Origin of the sequence: Lelliottia nimipressuralis, assembly GCF_004402045.1 — a bacterium.
Classification (GTDB): Bacteria; Pseudomonadota; Gammaproteobacteria; order Enterobacterales; family Enterobacteriaceae; genus Enterobacter; species Enterobacter chinensis.
This window is the reverse complement of sequence record NZ_SOMG01000030.1, coordinates 517052-532937: the sequence shown is the minus strand read 5'-3', so window position 1 is coordinate 532937 and position 15886 is coordinate 517052. Positions and strand designations below refer to the sequence as shown.

The following is a 15886-nucleotide window of genomic DNA, read 5'->3' as shown; positions in this document are numbered from 1 at the left end:
GCTATCCCTGGGAAAAAACACCCATTATATTAAGACTTATTTTTGCGCAACACTGCGCATCTTTTTTAGCTCAAGTCAGGTAATTTTGCGGCAGCGTTTTTCTCTATTCCAATAAGCGGCATTAAATTATCAACCGCGGAAGCATAATTAATTGCCGAACTCCAGCCATCATACTCAGCGATTATTTTCGCTGATGTGGCCTGCCAGACATCCTGCTCAACGCTGAGCAGATCGTTAATGCTCCGCTTGCTCAGGGTGTATTCATTTTTATAAACATCGCGGGCGCGCAAAGCATTTTCCAGCTGTTGCTTCCCGGCTTCCATTCTTCCCCGTGCGCCGGTCCAGTCAGCCTGCGCGACGGAGGCTTTTTGCAGGACATCGAAACGCGCCTGATCGACCTGAGAGGAGGCCATGGCCCGTGTGCCTTCCGCCTGCCGAACGCGAGCGGAAACCGCGCCCCCCTGATACAGCGGAGCATCAATATTGAGCTGTATCTGGTCGTCCCAGTATGAACGGTTATCCGATTCATAACGGGTGCGTCCCCCTTTCAGGCTTAACGTCGGCCAGTGCTGGGACTTCGCCGTTTCCACGCCATATTGAGCCGAACGTTCCATATTCTGCGCGGCCATCACCGACGGTATTAACGAATAATCAATACGGTTGAGAGAATCTGGCTCAACCGCGAGGTTCGCAGGCACTGGCGAAAAGGCTTCTGCCTGCATCCCCGTTAATACCGCAAGCCTTGCGCGCGCGCTGTTTAAGGCGGCGTTATACTGCGCGACCGTCGCCTGCATGCCGGCAATACGCGTGCGGGTCTGCAGCTCATCGGAGGTGGAACTCACGCCCGCGTCTGCGCGCAGCTTTGCCAGCTGCTCGACGTTTTTGAGCGCCTGCACGTTATCAATTGCCGCCTGCAGCAGATCGGAATAGCGTTTGACCTCTACATAGCTCAGCGCCGTTTTTTCCGCCACGTTCGAAAGCGTGCCCATCAACTGGTAGCGGTAGCTATCACGCTGGGCGGAAGACTGGCTGATGCTGTTATTGGTTTTGCCAAAATCGTACAGCAACTGCGTCAGGCTCAGCCCCCAGGCGGCTGAATTCTTCAGTGACCCGCTGGAATCGGTGGTCTGGCTGTGCCCTGTACTCCCGTTCAACGATATTTGCGGCATCCAGCCGCTGCGCGCTTCATCTATTTGTGCCTGGCCAATACCTAATTGCGCGGCCTGCTGACTAATTGACGGATCGCGATCGATAGCAAAAAGAATACTTTCTTTTAAGGTTGTGGTTGCCACCGGAGCAATACCCACCTGATGACTATTGGCGTACGCCGAATTTATGGCTAATGAAATGAATGCCAGTGCTGCTGTAAATCGGCGTAACATAGGCTTTCGTAATATCGTCATGTTATCTCCCTGACTCTGAGTGATACTCAAGCAAATACCCAAAAGAGGTACAGATAATTAGACAAATATCTTATTTAGCTACCGTGCTGAATTTTAGGTAATAATCCCCATACCCATACCCATTTCCATTGGAGATGAGATCTGCCTGCGTCTTATTTCAATTAAGAATTTACTTATTTCTTAAACTGGTTAGCAGCATAACAAAATGTGGTATAGCCCACTACACCCACAATGTTAATGTGGTGTTGCAATTAAGAAAAAACATGGGGTTTCTGGACAAAACCCTAAAAGTATCCTTTCAGATGAAACATACAAACCCCCTGTTATCTAAGGAAAAAACTTAAATCTTTCCGTGCACATTTTTGCGTTAATTTCAGAACGGGTCAGACACAAAGATTTTCAAAGAAGTGTCAATTTAAGTAACCAAAGGGGTATATTTAAAATTAAAAGCTTTTAAAAAACTAATTAAAGCAATTAAATGCTGCAAAATTTCGATTAAACAGAACTTACACCCATACAATGGCGATACACTGGTTACATAACCCAAATCGTTAAACAAAACATAACAATAACATTGTGATTAACATTCAAAACGGCTTACTTATACCCGCTTAATAAAATTTTAATAATCACCGATATGAACCATCACGCCGCTGCACATCGTCATGATGACATTCCCCTTCTCTCTGCGTCAAAATGCTGTATTATGCAAACTATTGCGACATTTTGCAGGATTACAGCCCCATGCACAAAACCGCACGTCAACGCTACGTTCTGGATATCCTCAGCGAGCAAGGCCAGGCCAGCATCACCGAACTGGCCGAAAGGCTGCAGGTTTCAGCGGATACCATCCGTCGGGATCTGACCGACCTGGAAAACCAGGGCCTTGCGCAGAAGAACCACGGCGGGGCCATCGCGCTGAACCTTTCTGCCATGAACCGGCAGGGTCGCAGCACGCTGCTGCCGGATGCTAAACAGCGCCTGGGAAAACAGGTCGCGCAGCAGGTTCCACCGGGATCTACCCTGTTTCTGGATGCAGGAAGCACGGTGATGGCGGTCGCCACCTTTCTTAAGGGGCCGCTGACCGTCATTACCCCATCCCTGGATATCGCCCAGCATTTTAGCGACCGGGAAGATATTGAGCTGATTCTGCTCGGGGGGAAATGGGACCATAAGCAACGCCTGTTTGCCGGAAGCGCTACCTTGTCCCTGCTGTCCCGGTACCGGGCAGATATCGCCATTCTCGGGGCGTGCGCCATCCATGCCGAGCTCGGCTTGAGTGCCGGTAAAGAAGCAGATGCCGAGGTTAAGCGCGCAATGCTCGCCGCAAGCCATGCGCACTGGATTGTCGCCGACCACCTGAAAGTCAACCGCTGCGAACCGTATCTGGTTTCCGGGTTATCCAGCATTCAACAACTCTTTTTAGATCGTCCCTGGCCCGAGCTTGGGGACCATAGCGCATTGCAGGTCACGGTATGCGCGCAATAACGTGGAGAAGGTCATGAGTAAAGTTCAAACAATCAACATTGCGCTGATCGGGTATGGATTTGTCGGTAAAACCTTCCATGCTCCGCTGCTCCAGTCGGTGGACGGACTTAAGCTGGCAGTGGTCTCTTCCAGAGATGAAGAGAAGGTTAAACGCGATCTGCCGGACGTACAGGTGGTAGCGACCCCGGAAGAGGCCATTCAGCATCCTGATATCGATCTGGTGGTGATCGCCTCCCCCAACGCCACGCACGCCCCGCTGGCGACGCTGGCCCTGAACTCAGGTAAGCACGTGGTCGTGGATAAGCCTTTTACCCTCGACATGCAGGAAGCCCGCGACCTGATTGCGCTGGCGGATGAAAAGCAGCTTCTGCTTTCCGTCTTTCACAACCGCCGCTGGGACAGCGATTTCCTCGGCATTAAGCAGATTATTGAGCAAGGCACGCTCGGCAAGATTAAACACCTGGAGTCGCATATCGACCGCTTCCGCCCGGAAGTCCGCGTGCGCTGGCGCGAGCAGAACGTCCCGGGGAGCGGCCTGTGGTTTGACCTGGGCCCTCACCTGATCGACCAGACGCTGCAGCTCTTTGGCCTGCCGCAGTCGGTTCAGGGGAATATTGCAACGCTGCGCGACGGCGCGGAAATTAACGACTGGGCGCACGTGGTTTTAAACTACCCGGAGCACAAGGTCATTCTTCACGCCAGCATGCTGGTGGCTGGCGGTACGGCCCGCTTTACCGCCCACGGGGACAAAGGCAGCGTAGTGAAAGCCAGAATCGACCAGCAGGAAGCGCAGCTGCTCTCAGGGGTTATTCCCGGCAGTGAAACCTGGGGCGAAGACAGCGACAGTATGGTGTTCTATGGAGCTGACGGCGTCCCGCAGACGATCGAGACGCCGAAAGGCGATCAGCGCCAGTATTACATCAACGTACGTGATGCGTTACTAGGGAAAATCACCAATCCTGTCCACCCTGTCGAGGCATTAGCGGTGATGGCCGTGCTGGAAGCGGCGGTGAAATCGTCGGAGACCGGGTCAACGCAGCCGCTGGCGTTAACTGCTGAAGAGCGTGCTCTGGTGCGTTAAAAACAAGCCGGGTGGCGCTGCGCTTACCCGGCCTACAAACGGTTCTGAGCGCAACGCCACCCGGCAAGCGTTAAAGACTACTGGCGCTTTTTCGGCATCATGCGCAGGAGGGTATTATCTTTCCAGAAGTAGTGATGCATCAGCGCCGCCGCCGCGTGCAGGCCAATAATAAAATAGCCCAGGTTCGCCAGCGTCTCGTGCCACTCTTTCAGTACATCAACCAGGTCAAAATTTGACTCCGCCGCATGCGGCATCACCAGACCAAAAGCAAACCAGTCGCTGCCCCGGTTGTACATCATCACAATGCCAATCAGCGGCAGCGCAATAAACAGCAGATACACCACCAGGTGCCCCAGATGAGACATCCCCGTCACCATCGCTTTTGGCTTCGGCTGAATCGGTGGCGCACGGAATTTCAAACGAACCAGCAGACGTGCCACCATCAGCACCAGGATACTGATACCGCATGAGACATGGATCATATTGATCGTCGGACGTGCGGTGCGCGGGAAGAAACCTTTGAACTCCATGGCGCAGTAGGCGACGATAATTAACAGAAACACCAGCCAGTGGATGCCGATTTGCAGACTTGTGTATTTAGTGCGCATATGATTTCCCGGTTAAAAACAGTTATCGCGCCAACATAGTCCCCTTTCCTTAAAAATTCATTAATTTTTCTGTATGGTTTTTCAAATACTTCCCCCCGCATGAAGCATCTTCAATTGCCGCCCTGCCCGTGATGGTCTAAGCCTGGATGAGTTCAAACTGTCGCATCGACACGTTTACAGGAGAACACCATGAGTAAAATTGGCATTAACGGATTTGGACGCATCGGACGCCTTGTACTGCGTCGCCTTCTTGAAACCCAGGACAGCAATACCGTCGTCGCCATCAACGACCTCACCTCCCCCAAAGTGCTGGCCTATCTGCTGAGGCATGATTCAAACTACGGTGGCTTCCCGTGGAGCGTGGATTTCACCGAAGACGCGCTGATTGTGGATGGCAAAACGATCGCGGTTTACGCTGAGAAAGAGGCCAAACATATTCCGTGGAAAAGCGCGGGTGTGGATATCGTCGTTGAATGCACCGGTTTTTATACTTCCGAAGAGAAATCCAGAGCGCATCTGGATGCGGGTGCCAAAAAGGTGCTGATTTCCGCGCCGGCGGGTGAGATGAAAACCATTGTGTTTAACGTGAACGATGACACCCTCGACGCCAGTGATACCATCATCTCCGTCGCCTCCTGCACCACCAACTGCCTCGCCCCGCTGGCAAAAGCCCTGCACGACGCCTTTGAAATTAAAGTCGGTACCATGACCACCATTCACGCCTATACCGGTACGCAGGCGCTGGTGGATGGACCACGCGGGAAAGATCTTCGCGCCTCCCGCGCGGCGGCAGAGAATATCATTCCTCACACTACTGGTGCCGCGAAAGCCATCGGCCTGGTGATCCCGGCCCTGAGCGGCAAACTGAAAGGACACGCCCAGCGCGTGCCGGTGAAGACAGGTTCGGTGACCGAGCTGGTAGCGATTCTGGGCAAGAAAGTGAGCGTTGAAGAGATTAATGCCGCACTGAAAAAAGCGACCCAGGGCAACAAATCCTTCGGCTATACCGATGATGAGATTGTGTCGTCCGATGTGATTGGCTCGCATTATGGTTCGGTGTTTGACGCCACGCAGACGGAAGTGTCAGAAGCGGGAGAGCTTCAACTGGTGAAAGCCGTTGCCTGGTATGACAACGAATATGGTTTTGTGACGCAGCTGGTGCGTACGCTGGATAAGTTTGCTGCGCTGTAACCGGTTTCCCCTCTCTCTTTGAGAGGGGAATTTAGCCAATATTCAGAGAAGTGAGCGCCGTGATAAGGCCTCGGTGAGGATCGGATCTTTTTGTAACCGTGCCCATGCGGCAGTCACGGCCTCAGGAAATTCAACGTGAGCGATAAAATCCCGCCCGGCCGGGCCATAGCCGTTAACGTCATCATACAGACGCGGCAGTTCCCCCAGAACCAGTGAAAGGTAGCGGTCAACGGGCCACAGTCCGGTGTTGCTCTCGCTAAATTCCACGCCATCCTTGCCGTTCTGCAGTATCGGCGTAATCCCCGGGTGGCTTATCCACTGCGGCGAAACGGGCTCATCCCGGCAAACGCGGGCAAATGTCGCCATCGTACGGCGCTGCATCGTCGGATCCTGCACCACCAGCACCTGCCCGGTTGCTCGCTGATGCTGTTTCAACATATTCCAGCTAAAACGCGCGTTCTCACCGCAGTTGGTGGATTGATCCTCAATCCACAGGCGTGACTCGGGGATCTGCCAGAACTGCCGCGCAATGTCGGCAAGAATACTCGCTTCCGCGCGCCCCGTTGCCGGTACGGTATGGTAATGCGGATGGTTGCCGATGGCTGCGTATAAAAACGCGGTCGAATGGCCTATACCGCCGCTAATCAGGAGCGGGATTTCGCTCTGCGCGGCGATGCGACACGCCGCATCTATGGTCGGGATCGCCGCGTTCCCTGCCAGAATAACCGCATCGACGTTCGGAAACTGACGTGTTGCACGCACGTCGTCCTGCGCCAGCCATTCACCGACGGTATTGATGGCCGCCAGCGTGGCATCCGGCAGGAGGGGAAAATGGGTCTGTTCCAAAATGAACTCCTTCTCTGTATCCCTTCAGGGTAGCGACTTCAGTATCTCAACACAACGACGACGTCGCCGCTCTTTTTCCTTAAACTTTCCCTTCAACATTTGATTAACATGCGTAAATCATATTCACTTGAATTATGATTTACGGCAGACGTAGAATCGCGTCCCCGTTAATTCTTCAATTTTTTCAAAGGTAAACAACGTTATGCGCCTGCCCGAACGCGACCCTTATGCTCCTCGCGAGTGGCAGCCACACGAGAAACCCGCCCTGCTGGGTTCGCCTTCTACGCCGGAGCACAGCACGCCCAAACGGATTGCCTACGGCGTCGTGGGCCTGCTGGTATGCCTGACGGGAGCCCTGGGAAATGCGGTGGTCACCGCCAACCTGCAAAATCTGCAGGGGACCTTCGGCGTCTGGTCTACGGAGATCGCCTGGCTACCGGCAGTCTATGTCATGACCAACATTTCCATAAACCTGCTGCTGGTTAAGTTCCGCCAGCAGTACGGTCTGCGCGCCTTCACGGAAGGTTTTCTGGTGCTCTATGTGCTGGTCACCTTTTTCCACCTGTTCGTTAACGACCTGAGCTCGGCGCTGATGGTCCGCGCCGCGCACGGGATGGTGGCCGCCGCGCTCAGCTCGCTGGGGATTTACTATCAGATCCAGGCCTGGCCGGCGAAGCATCGCCTGAAGGCGTTGACCATTGGCATCACCGGATCGTCGCTCGCTATCCCTCTGGCGCGTCTTTTTTCAACCGAACTGCTGCAGCTGGACGAGTGGCGCGGGCTCTATTTCTTCGAACTGGGGCTGGCGCTGATCTCCCTTGCCTGCGTGATAGCGCTGAAGCTGCCGCCGGGTGACCGGCGCAAGGTCTTCGAGAAGAAAGACTTTATCACCTTCTTTTTAATGGCCCCCGGGATGGCCCTGCTCTGCGCCGTGCTCTCATTAGGCCGTCTTGACTGGTGGTTCGAAGCGCCGTGGATCGGCTGGTCGCTGGCGCTATCCCTGGTGCTGATTGTGGCGGCCATCGTCTTTGAACATAACCGCACCAACCCGCTGCTGAACACCCGCTGGCTGTCGAGCGGCAGCATCGTTCGTCTGGGGCTGATCATGCTGCTGATCCGTATCGTTCTCGCCGAGCAAAACACCGGCGTCATCGGCTGGCTCCAGTATGTAGGGTTACAGAACGAACAGATGACGCATCTGGCGTGGTCCATTTTCGCCGGTATCGTCTGCGGGATAGTGACCAGCTGTCTGACCATCAAGCCCACGAAACTGGCGTGGCCGATAATCACCTCGCTGGCGCTGATGATTGTTGCCTCGCTGCTGGACAGCCAGTCCAACAACCTGACCCGACCGGATCAGCTGATGCTAAGCCAGTTCCTGCTGGGCTTTGGCAGCGCCTTCTTCCTGGCGCCCGCTATGCTGGCCGCCATTGGCGGGGTGATCGCCGACCCGCGCAACCTGGTCAGCTTCTCGGTGATGTTTGGCATGAGTCAAAACATAGGTGGCCTGCTGGGTTCCGCCATCCTCGGGACCTTCCAGACCTGGCGTGAGAAGTACCACTCCAGCCTGCTGGCGGACCAGCTCACTACGCTGAATCCCCTGGTCAACGAACGCATTCAGCTTTATACCCAGATGTATAAAAGCCTGATTGGCGACAGCGCGCTGCTGGGAACGCAGGCGATAACGCAGCTGCAAACGGTCACCACGCTGGAGGCGAATATTCTGGCTTACAACGATACTTATCTTCTGACGGCGAGTATCGCTGCCGCCACGCTGGTCTGGATTTTATGGCGCTTGCTGCGCCTGCGCATCACTGCCCGTATGGCGCTTAAGAACGCCACCGGCAACAAATAATTGAAATATTTCTGGAGAGTTTATGAGTCAGCAGGATGCCGCCAAAGAGCAGGCCAACACCCGCAAAAATGTGCGCATTGTTTCCGTTTTCACCGCCGCTGCCATCGGTATTGTCGGCGTGCTGGTGATCCTTTATGCGTGGCAGCTCCCGCCGTTCACCCGCCACGCGCAGTTTACCGACAACGCTTACGTGCGCGGTCAGACGACGTTTATCAGTCCGCAGGTCAACGGTTACATCACTGAGGTGAATGTTCAGGATTTTGTGCAGGTTAAAAAAGGCGACCTGCTGCTGCAGATCGATGACCGCATCTATCGTCAGCGGGTGCATCAGGCCGAGGCGCAGCTGGCGATGAAAATTGCCGCGCTGAATAACAACCTGCAGCAGCGTAAAAGCGCTGAGGCCGTCATCGCAAAAAATGACGCCGCGCTGAAAAATGCCCGCGCCCAGAGCCTGAAAACCCAGGCGGATTTGAAGCGGGTGAAAGAGCTGACGTCTGACGGCTCGCTTTCCATTCGCGAGCGCGACGCGGCGCTGGCCAGCGCCGCCCAGGGCAGCGCAGATATCGACCAGGCGAAAGCCGCGCTTGAAATGTCGCGTCAGGATCTGCAGACGGTGATTGTTAATCGCGGTGCGCTGGAAGCGGATGTAGAAAACGCCAAAGCGGCGCTGGAGCTGGCGCAGATCGACCTGCAAAACACGCGTATTGTGGCCCCGCGCGACGGCCAGCTTGGCCAGATTGCCGTTCGTCTCGGGGCGTATGTCACCGCCGGGACCCATCTCACTACCCTTGTGCCGCCTCAGCATTGGGTCATCGCCAATATTAAAGAGACCCAGCTCGCGGAACTGCGCGTCGGTCAGCCGGTGAAATTCACCGTCGATGCCTTCAATAACAAAGCGTATCAGGGCCGCGTTGAGAGCATCTCTCCGGCGACCGGCGTTGAATTCAGCGCCATCACGCCGGATAACGCCACCGGTAACTTTGTCAAAATCGCCCAGCGTATTCCGGTGCGCATCGAGGTGCTCGGCAAGCCAGAGGCGTCCGCGCTGCTGCGTCCGGGCATGTCGGTGCAGGTGACCATTGATACGCGGGAGGCGAAGCAATGATCCTTCGCCCGATAGCCGCGCTGGTGGTGGCGGTAATGCTGGCCGGATGCCAGTCCGTCGATGTCAAACCGGCGCAGCCGACGCTGCAAATCCCCACGCAGTGGCGCAGCGTCTCAGGCCCTGCCAGCCCGACGGAGCAGCTCTGGTGGCGCAATTTTCATGACAACAATCTGAACCGCTACGTGGACCAGGCGCTGGGGCATAACAGCGATGTCCTGATCGCCCGCGAACGGATAAACGAGTACCAGGCGCGGGTCTTTGCGGCCGACGGCAGCCTGTTTCCCTCGCTCGACGCTGGAATCACAGGGACGCGCGCCCGTTCGCAATCCGCCGCGACCGGGCTACCGGTTTACGGCACGTTGTACAGAGGGAGCCTGACGGCGAGCTATGACGTTGATATCTGGGGCGTCAACCGCAGTACCTCACGCGCTGCTGAAGCCTCGCTGGACGCGCAAAAAGCTGCCGCCGCCGCCGCGGATTTGACCGTCGCCTCGTCCGTTGCATCCGGGTATGTCACCCTGCTCTCGCTTGACGAACAGCTGCGCGTGACCGAGTCCACGCTGAAATCGCGCGAAGAGGCATTTAACCTCGCGAAGCGTCAGTTTGAGACGGGCTACAGCTCGCGCCTGGAGTTGATGCAATCGGATTCCGAACTCCGCTCAACCCGGGCGCAGGTTCCGGTGCTGCAGCACCAGATTGCACAGCAGGAGAATGCCCTTAGCCTGCTGCTGGGAAGCAACCCGGGCGATGTGGCGCGCAGCGAAAGCTTTGCGTCGCTAACGCCGCTGACGCTGCCGTCGCAGCTGCCCTCTACGCTTCTGAACCGCCGGCCGGATATCGCTCAGGCTGAACGACAGCTGGTGGCGGCTGATGCATCGCTTGCCGCGTCGCGCGCCAGCCTGCTGCCGTCGATCAACCTGACAGCAACCGGATCGATACAGGATCGCACCCTGTCGGGCCTGCTGGACAATCCGCTTCAGCTCTGGAGCGCAGGGGGAAGTATTCTCGCCCCGCTCCTTAACCGCCAGGCGCTCAATGCGCAGGTGGATATCTCTCAGTCCCAGCGTAACCAGGCGCTGTACGCCTATGAGAAAACCGTGCGTAACGCGTTTGCCGAAGTGAACAACAGCCTTGATGCCATTACGCGCTATCAGGAACAACTGACGGAACTGCTTGCCCAGCAGGATGTAGCCCAGGAGACCCTGCGCATTGCGCAGAATCGCTATCGCAACGGTTATTCATCCTATCTGGACGTGCTGGATGCACAGCGCACGCTGTTCTCGGTCCAGACCAGCGTCGTGCAGGTGAAAAATAACCTGCTGCTGGCGCAGATTGATTTGTATAAAGCGATGGGCGGCGGCTGGGTCAGTGCCTGAAAACCTGCCCGGTGGCGCTGCGCTTACCGGGCCTACATTTCACCCCGTAGGCCGGGTAAGGCGCAGCCGCCACCCGGCGATTCCCCCTCAGGAGTCAATCTATGCAACAACAGTGGTCTGCAGTAGATAATTTCATGATTTCTTCGCTTATTCCTGAAGATGACGTACTGAGTCAGGTACTGGAAAACAACAAGCGCGCCGGGCTCCCCGAACACGACGTAGCGGCCAATCAGGGGCAGCTGCTGGCGCTGTTCGTGCGCATGACGCAGGCGCGGCGTATTCTCGAGATTGGCACGCTGGGTGCTTACAGCTCCATCTGGATGGCACGCGCCCTCCCGCCGGACGGAAAGCTGATCACGCTTGAGGCCCATCCCACGCATGCCAACGTTGCGCGCCAGAATATCCACCTCGCCGGGCTAAACGAGCGCATTGAACTGATTGAAGGTCCGGCCCTGAACTCTCTTGAAAATTTCGGTGACGTTCCGCCGTTCGACCTGATCTTTATTGATGCCGATAAGCCAAACAATCCCGGCTATCTGGAATGGGCGCTGTACTACTCCCGTCCAGGGACGTTGATCATCGGCGATAACGTGGTGCGCGAGGGCGAAGTGATTAACGGGCAAAGCGACGACGCGCGCGTACAGGGCGTGCGTCGGTTTATCGAGATGATTGGGGATAATCCGCGCCTGACCCCCACCGCGCTGCAAACGGTGGGGGTTAAGGGATGGGATGGGTTTACGCTGGCAATTGTGGAACGATAACCAGCCGGGTGGCGGCTACGCCTTACCCGGCCTACATTTTCTTCCGTAGGCCCGGTAAGCGCAGCGCCACCGGGCAAGGGTTTTAAGCGGAAATCTGCTCCATCGCCTGCAATATACGTTTATCCGATATCGGATACGGCGTACCAAGCTGCTGAGCAAAGAAGCTGACGCGCAGCTCCTCAATCATCCAGCGGATCGCCTGAACGTCTTCATCGTCGCGGCGCGCTGGCGGCAGTTTGTTGAGCCACTGCTGCCACGCCTGCTGCACGCTTTCCACTTTCAGCATCTGCGCGCGATCGCGGTGTGGATCGATAGCCATTTTCTCCAGACGTTTTTCAATTGCCTGCAGATAGCGCAGCGTATCGCCGAGACGGTTGAAACCGTTGCCGGTAACAAAACCGCGATATACCAGCCCGGCCATCTGCGCCTTCACGTCAGACAGCCCCAGCGCCATGGTCATATCCACGCGCCCTTTCAGGCGCTTGTTGATATTGAACACGGCGGTGAGGATCTGCTCAACCTGTTTGGCAATCTCTACCACGGTGTCGTTCAGCTCCGCGCGCACCTTCTCATGAAGCTGCGCAAAGCCCTCTTCCTTCCAGACCGGGCCGCCCGCCTCGTGGATGAGTTTGTCCACGCCGCAGGAGATACAGTCGTCAATCAGATCCAGCACTTTGCCGTAAGGGTTAAAGTACAGCCCCAGTTTGGCTTTGTTCGGCAGCTTCTCGTGCAGATACTTAATCGGCGACGGGATGTTCAGCAGCAGCAGGCGACGCAGCCCGCGCCACATCGTCTGCTGCTGTTCCTGCGGGTTATCAAACAGCCTGATCGCCACGCTGTCGCGCTCGTCCACCAGCGCCGGCCAGGCTTTGACTTTATAGTTGCCGCGCTTCTGCTCGTAGCTTTCCGGAAGCTGACCAAAGCTCCAGATATGCAGCCCGCTCTGCTCGATGCCGTCGTCCGCCACCGCAGAGAGCGTCTCCTGGACTTTGCCTTTCAGGGCCTCTTTCAGCTCGCTCAGGGAACGCCCTTCCAGCAGCTTTTTGTTTTTATCGTCCACCACGCGGAAGCTGATTTTCAGGTGATCGGGCACCTGATCCCAGTTCCAGTCATCGCGGTCAATCGTAGTGCCGGTCATGCGGCGGAACTCGCGCTCCAGAGCATCCAGCAGCGGCAGCTCCAGCGGCGTGACGCGGCCTAAAAAGGCTTCCGCATAGTTTGGCGCGGGAACAAAGTTACGGCGCACCGGTTTCGGCAGGGATTTGATCAGCGCTATCACCAGCTCGCGGCGCAGGCCGGGGATCTGCCACTCAAACCCGCTCTCATCCACCTGGTTTAACAGCGGCAGCGGAATGTGGACAGTCACGCCATCCGCGTCAGCACCCGGCTCAAACTGATAGGTTAAACGCAGCTTGAGGTTTCCCTGATGCCAGAAGTTCGGGTAGTCGAGTTTGCTGACCGACTCCGCCCCCTCTTTAATCAGCATGCTCTTTTCAAAGTTGAGCAGGTCCGGCGTCTCTTTGCTGGCCTTCTTCCACCAGCTGTCAAAGTGGCGGGCGGAGATCGCTTCGTGACTGATGCGCTGGTCGTAAAACTCGAACAGCGCTTCATCGTCCACCAGGATGTCGCGACGGCGGGATTTATGCTCAAGCTCTTCCACTTCGGCACGCAGTTTGAGGTTTTCGCGGAAGAACGCGTGACGCGTCTGCCAGTCACCCTCCACCAGCGCATGGCGGATAAACAGCTCGCGGCTGAGTGCCGGATCGATCTGGCTGTAGTTCACCTTACGCGCGGCCACCACCGGCAGGCCGTAAACCGTCACTTTCTCGGTTGCCATCACCGCGCCCTGCGCGCGCTCCCAGTGCGGTTCACTGTACGAGCGCTTCAGCAGATGCTGCGCCACCGGCTCAACCCATTCCGGATCGATACGCGCGGCAATGCGCCCCCACAGGCGGCTGGTTTCCACCAGCTCCGCAACCATGGTCCATTTCGGCGGCTTCTTGAATAAGCCGGAACCAGGGAAGATGGAGAAACGGGCGTTACGCGCGCCGGTATATTCCTGCTTCTCGGCGTCCTTCATCCCAATATGGGACAGCAGGCCGGTCAGGAGTGCGATATGCACTTCACGGTACTCCGCCGGTTCGCTGTTGACCGGGATCCCCAGCTCTTTCACCACCTGGCGGAGCTGGGTGTAGATATCCTGCCACTCGCGCACGCGAAGGTAGTTGAGGAAATCCACGCGGCACTGGCGGCGGAACTGGTTCGACGAGAGCGCTTTCTGCTGCTCGCCAAGATAGTTCCACAGGTTCACGAAGGCGAGGAAATCGGACTCTTTATCGTGGAAGCGACGGTGTTTTTCGTCAGACGCCTGCTGTTTGTCCATCGGACGCTCGCGCGGGTCCTGAATGGAGAGCGCAGACGTAATGATCATCGCCTCGCGCACGCAGCCGTGCTTTTGCGCTTCCAGCACCATGCGCGCCAGGCGCGGGTCGACCGGCAGCTGGCTGAGCTGGCGGCCCAGCGGCGTCAGCTTATAGACCGTCGCCTGCTCGTCGGTGGTAATGGCCCCGAGCTCTTCCAGCAGGCGTACGCCGTCCTGAATGTTGCGTTTGTCCGGCGCTTCGACGAACGGAAACGCCGCGATGTCGCCCAGCCCCAGCGCGGTCATCTGCAGGATAACGGACGCCAGGTTGGTGCGCAGAATTTCCGGGTCGGTAAACTCCGGGCGCGACAGGAAATCGTCTTCGGAATAGAGGCGAATACAGATCCCTTCCGACACGCGGCCGCAGCGGCCTTTACGCTGGTTAGCGGAAGCCTGGGAGACCGGCTCAATCGGCAGACGCTGGACTTTGGTGCGGTAGCTGTAGCGACTGATGCGCGCCGTGCCCGGGTCGATAACGTACTTGATCCCCGGCACGGTGAGCGAGGTTTCCGCCACGTTGGTCGCCAGCACAATGCGACGCCCGCCGTGAGGCTGGAAGACGCGGTTTTGCTCGCTGTTCGACAGACGGGCATACAGCGGCAGAATTTCGGTGTGGCGCAGGTCGCGCTTGCTGAGCGCGTCGGCGGTATCGCGAATTTCTCGCTCGCCGCTCATGAAGATCAGAATATCGCCCGCGCTTTCGTTGCCCAGCTCGTCAACGGCATCAAAAATGGCCTGCAGCTGGTCGCGCTCGGTATCATCCGCCTCTTCCACAATCGGGCGATAGCGCACTTCCACGGGATACGTGCGTCCTGACACCTCGATGATCGGCGCATTGTTGAAATGCTTCGAGAAGCGTTCCGGGTCGATGGTCGCGGAAGTGATGATGATTTTCAGATCCGGGCGACGCGGCAGCAGCTCTTTCAGGTAGCCGAGCAGGAAGTCGATGTTCAGGCTGCGCTCGTGCGCTTCGTCAATGATGATGGTGTCGTACTGCATCAGCAGGCGATCCTGCTGAATCTCCGCCAGCAGAATACCGTCGGTCATCAGCTTGACCATGGTGTTATCGCTGACACGATCGCTGAATCGCACCTTGTAACCGATGCAACCGCCCGGCTCCGTTTGCAGCTCTTCGGCAATACGGTTCGCAACAGTACGCGCCGCCAGACGACGCGGCTGGGTGTGGCCAATCAGCCCTTTGATCCCGCGACCAAGCTCCATACAGATTTTCGGCAGCTGGGTGGTTTTCCCCGAACCGGTTTCACCCGCGACAATCACCACCTGATGGTCGCGCACCGCCTCAAGGATGTCCTGTTTCTTCTGGCTGACGGGCAGGTTTTCCGGGTAGGTAATCGCCGGACGTGCGGCTTCGCGCAGCACAACTTTCCCTGCCGCCTGTTCAATCTCTTTCGCCATCTCCTGGTAAATGGCCTGTTGAGCATCAGGATTTTTAACCTTCTTCACGCCGTGCAGACGGCGGGCGAAGCGCTGTTTATCGCGCAGCGTCAGGGAATCAAGCTGTTGCAGGAGCATCGGGAAGGTTAATATTTGTTGTTCTGTCATAGCGTTAAAGGGCAGTACACGCCCTGATAAACTCTCTTTTTAATGATTGCTATAGAGTACCACATTGACGCCTTTCGCGCCTTATTCAAAAAATTCGAACATAGACTTCGATATATTGCGCTATCTCTGTGGCAGGATTGTGAATAGAGTGTCAACAAGCAACGGGGCAACCCCCTTCAATCAAATG

Annotated in this window: 11 protein-coding genes; 7 read left to right on the top strand and 4 right to left on the bottom strand. The window is 56.6% G+C overall.

Translation table 11 applies throughout. The annotated features are described in order from the left end of the window. Positions 1 to 65: 65 nt before the first annotated feature. Complete coding sequence (locus tag E3U32_RS20250; RefSeq protein WP_134350215.1) at positions 66 to 1403, bottom strand: TolC family outer membrane protein; 1338 nt, start codon at positions 1401 to 1403, stop codon at positions 66 to 68. 744 nt (positions 1404 to 2147) lie between these two features. Between E3U32_RS20250 and E3U32_RS20245 the strand changes: the two genes are divergently transcribed. Both E3U32_RS20245 and E3U32_RS20240 read left to right on the top strand, forming a co-directional pair. After that, on the top strand, positions 2148 to 2891 hold the full coding sequence (locus E3U32_RS20245; protein ID WP_134350214.1) for a DeoR/GlpR family DNA-binding transcription regulator: 744 nt from the start codon (positions 2148 to 2150) through the stop codon (positions 2889 to 2891). A gap of 13 nt (positions 2892 to 2904) precedes the next feature. Continuing rightward, on the top strand, positions 2905 to 3972 hold the full coding sequence (locus tag E3U32_RS20240) for an oxidoreductase (RefSeq protein WP_134350213.1): 1068 nt from the start codon (positions 2905 to 2907) through the stop codon (positions 3970 to 3972). Positions 3973 to 4049: 77 nt separating this feature from the next. On the opposite strand, the gene cybB is transcribed toward E3U32_RS20240, so the two are convergent. Next, positions 4050 to 4580 (bottom strand): cytochrome b561, encoded by a 531-nt coding sequence (gene cybB, locus E3U32_RS20235; protein WP_134350212.1) that lies wholly within the window; start codon positions 4578 to 4580, stop codon positions 4050 to 4052. A 189-nt stretch (positions 4581 to 4769) separates the two neighbouring features. On the opposite strand from cybB, the gene gap reads away from it, so the two are divergent. Further along, the gene (gap, locus tag E3U32_RS20230) at positions 4770 to 5771 is read left to right on the top strand and encodes a type I glyceraldehyde-3-phosphate dehydrogenase (protein WP_134350211.1); all 1002 of its coding nucleotides are present in this window, start codon (positions 4770 to 4772) and stop codon (positions 5769 to 5771) included. Positions 5772 to 5813: 42 nt separating this feature from the next. Here the strand turns inward: gap and E3U32_RS20225 are convergent, their stop codons facing one another. Next, a complete protein-coding gene (locus E3U32_RS20225; RefSeq protein ID WP_134350210.1) occupies positions 5814 to 6617 on the bottom strand; it encodes a YdcF family protein in 804 nt (267 codons plus the stop codon). Between the two features lie 202 nt (positions 6618 to 6819). On the opposite strand from E3U32_RS20225, the gene E3U32_RS20220 reads away from it, so the two are divergent. The 4 genes from E3U32_RS20220 (at position 6820) to E3U32_RS20205 (ending at position 11714) form a co-directional block, all read left to right on the top strand. Continuing rightward, positions 6820 to 8472 carry an MFS transporter gene (locus tag E3U32_RS20220; protein ID WP_134350209.1) on the top strand — a complete coding sequence of 551 codons (1653 nt, stop codon included), beginning with the start codon at positions 6820 to 6822 and terminating at the stop codon, positions 8470 to 8472. 22 nt (positions 8473 to 8494) lie between these two features. Next, entirely contained in the window at positions 8495 to 9577 is a 1083-nt protein-coding gene (locus E3U32_RS20215) for an HlyD family secretion protein (RefSeq protein ID WP_134350208.1), read from the top strand. Continuing rightward, positions 9574 to 10953: an efflux transporter outer membrane subunit gene (locus tag E3U32_RS20210; protein WP_134350207.1), complete on the top strand. Its 1380-nt coding sequence runs from the start codon at positions 9574 to 9576 to the stop codon at positions 10951 to 10953. The genes E3U32_RS20215 and E3U32_RS20210 overlap by 4 nt, the downstream gene beginning before the upstream one ends. Before the next feature lie 101 nt (positions 10954 to 11054). Beyond that, complete coding sequence (locus E3U32_RS20205) at positions 11055 to 11714, top strand: O-methyltransferase (protein ID WP_134350206.1); 660 nt, start codon at positions 11055 to 11057, stop codon at positions 11712 to 11714. A gap of 82 nt (positions 11715 to 11796) precedes the next feature. Here E3U32_RS20205 and hrpA read toward each other — a convergent pair whose 3' ends face one another. Next, on the bottom strand, positions 11797 to 15699 hold the full coding sequence (hrpA, locus tag E3U32_RS20200) for an ATP-dependent RNA helicase HrpA (RefSeq protein WP_134350205.1): 3903 nt from the start codon (positions 15697 to 15699) through the stop codon (positions 11797 to 11799). Between the last annotated feature and the right edge of the window lie 187 nt (positions 15700 to 15886).

What these genes read in the sequence shown, in the direction of transcription:
- E3U32_RS20250 (WP_134350215.1), bottom strand. Translation starts at nt 1,403, where the DNA reads ATGACGATATTACGAAAGCCTATGTTACGCCGATTTACAGCAGCACTG.
- E3U32_RS20245 (WP_134350214.1), top strand. Translation starts at nt 2,148, where the DNA reads ATGCACAAAACCGCACGTCAACGCTACGTTCTGGATATCCTCAGCGAG.
- E3U32_RS20240 (WP_134350213.1), top strand. Translation starts at nt 2,905, where the DNA reads ATGAGTAAAGTTCAAACAATCAACATTGCGCTGATCGGGTATGGATTT.
- cybB (WP_134350212.1), bottom strand. Translation starts at nt 4,580, where the DNA reads ATGCGCACTAAATACACAAGTCTGCAAATCGGCATCCACTGGCTGGTG.
- gap (WP_134350211.1), top strand. Translation starts at nt 4,770, where the DNA reads ATGAGTAAAATTGGCATTAACGGATTTGGACGCATCGGACGCCTTGTA.
- E3U32_RS20220 (WP_134350209.1), top strand. Translation starts at nt 6,820, where the DNA reads ATGCGCCTGCCCGAACGCGACCCTTATGCTCCTCGCGAGTGGCAGCCA.
- E3U32_RS20215 (WP_134350208.1), top strand. Translation starts at nt 8,495, where the DNA reads ATGAGTCAGCAGGATGCCGCCAAAGAGCAGGCCAACACCCGCAAAAAT.
- E3U32_RS20210 (WP_134350207.1), top strand. Translation starts at nt 9,574, where the DNA reads ATGATCCTTCGCCCGATAGCCGCGCTGGTGGTGGCGGTAATGCTGGCC.
- E3U32_RS20205 (WP_134350206.1), top strand. Translation starts at nt 11,055, where the DNA reads ATGCAACAACAGTGGTCTGCAGTAGATAATTTCATGATTTCTTCGCTT.
- hrpA (WP_134350205.1), bottom strand. Translation starts at nt 15,699, where the DNA reads ATGACAGAACAACAAATATTAACCTTCCCGATGCTCCTGCAACAGCTT.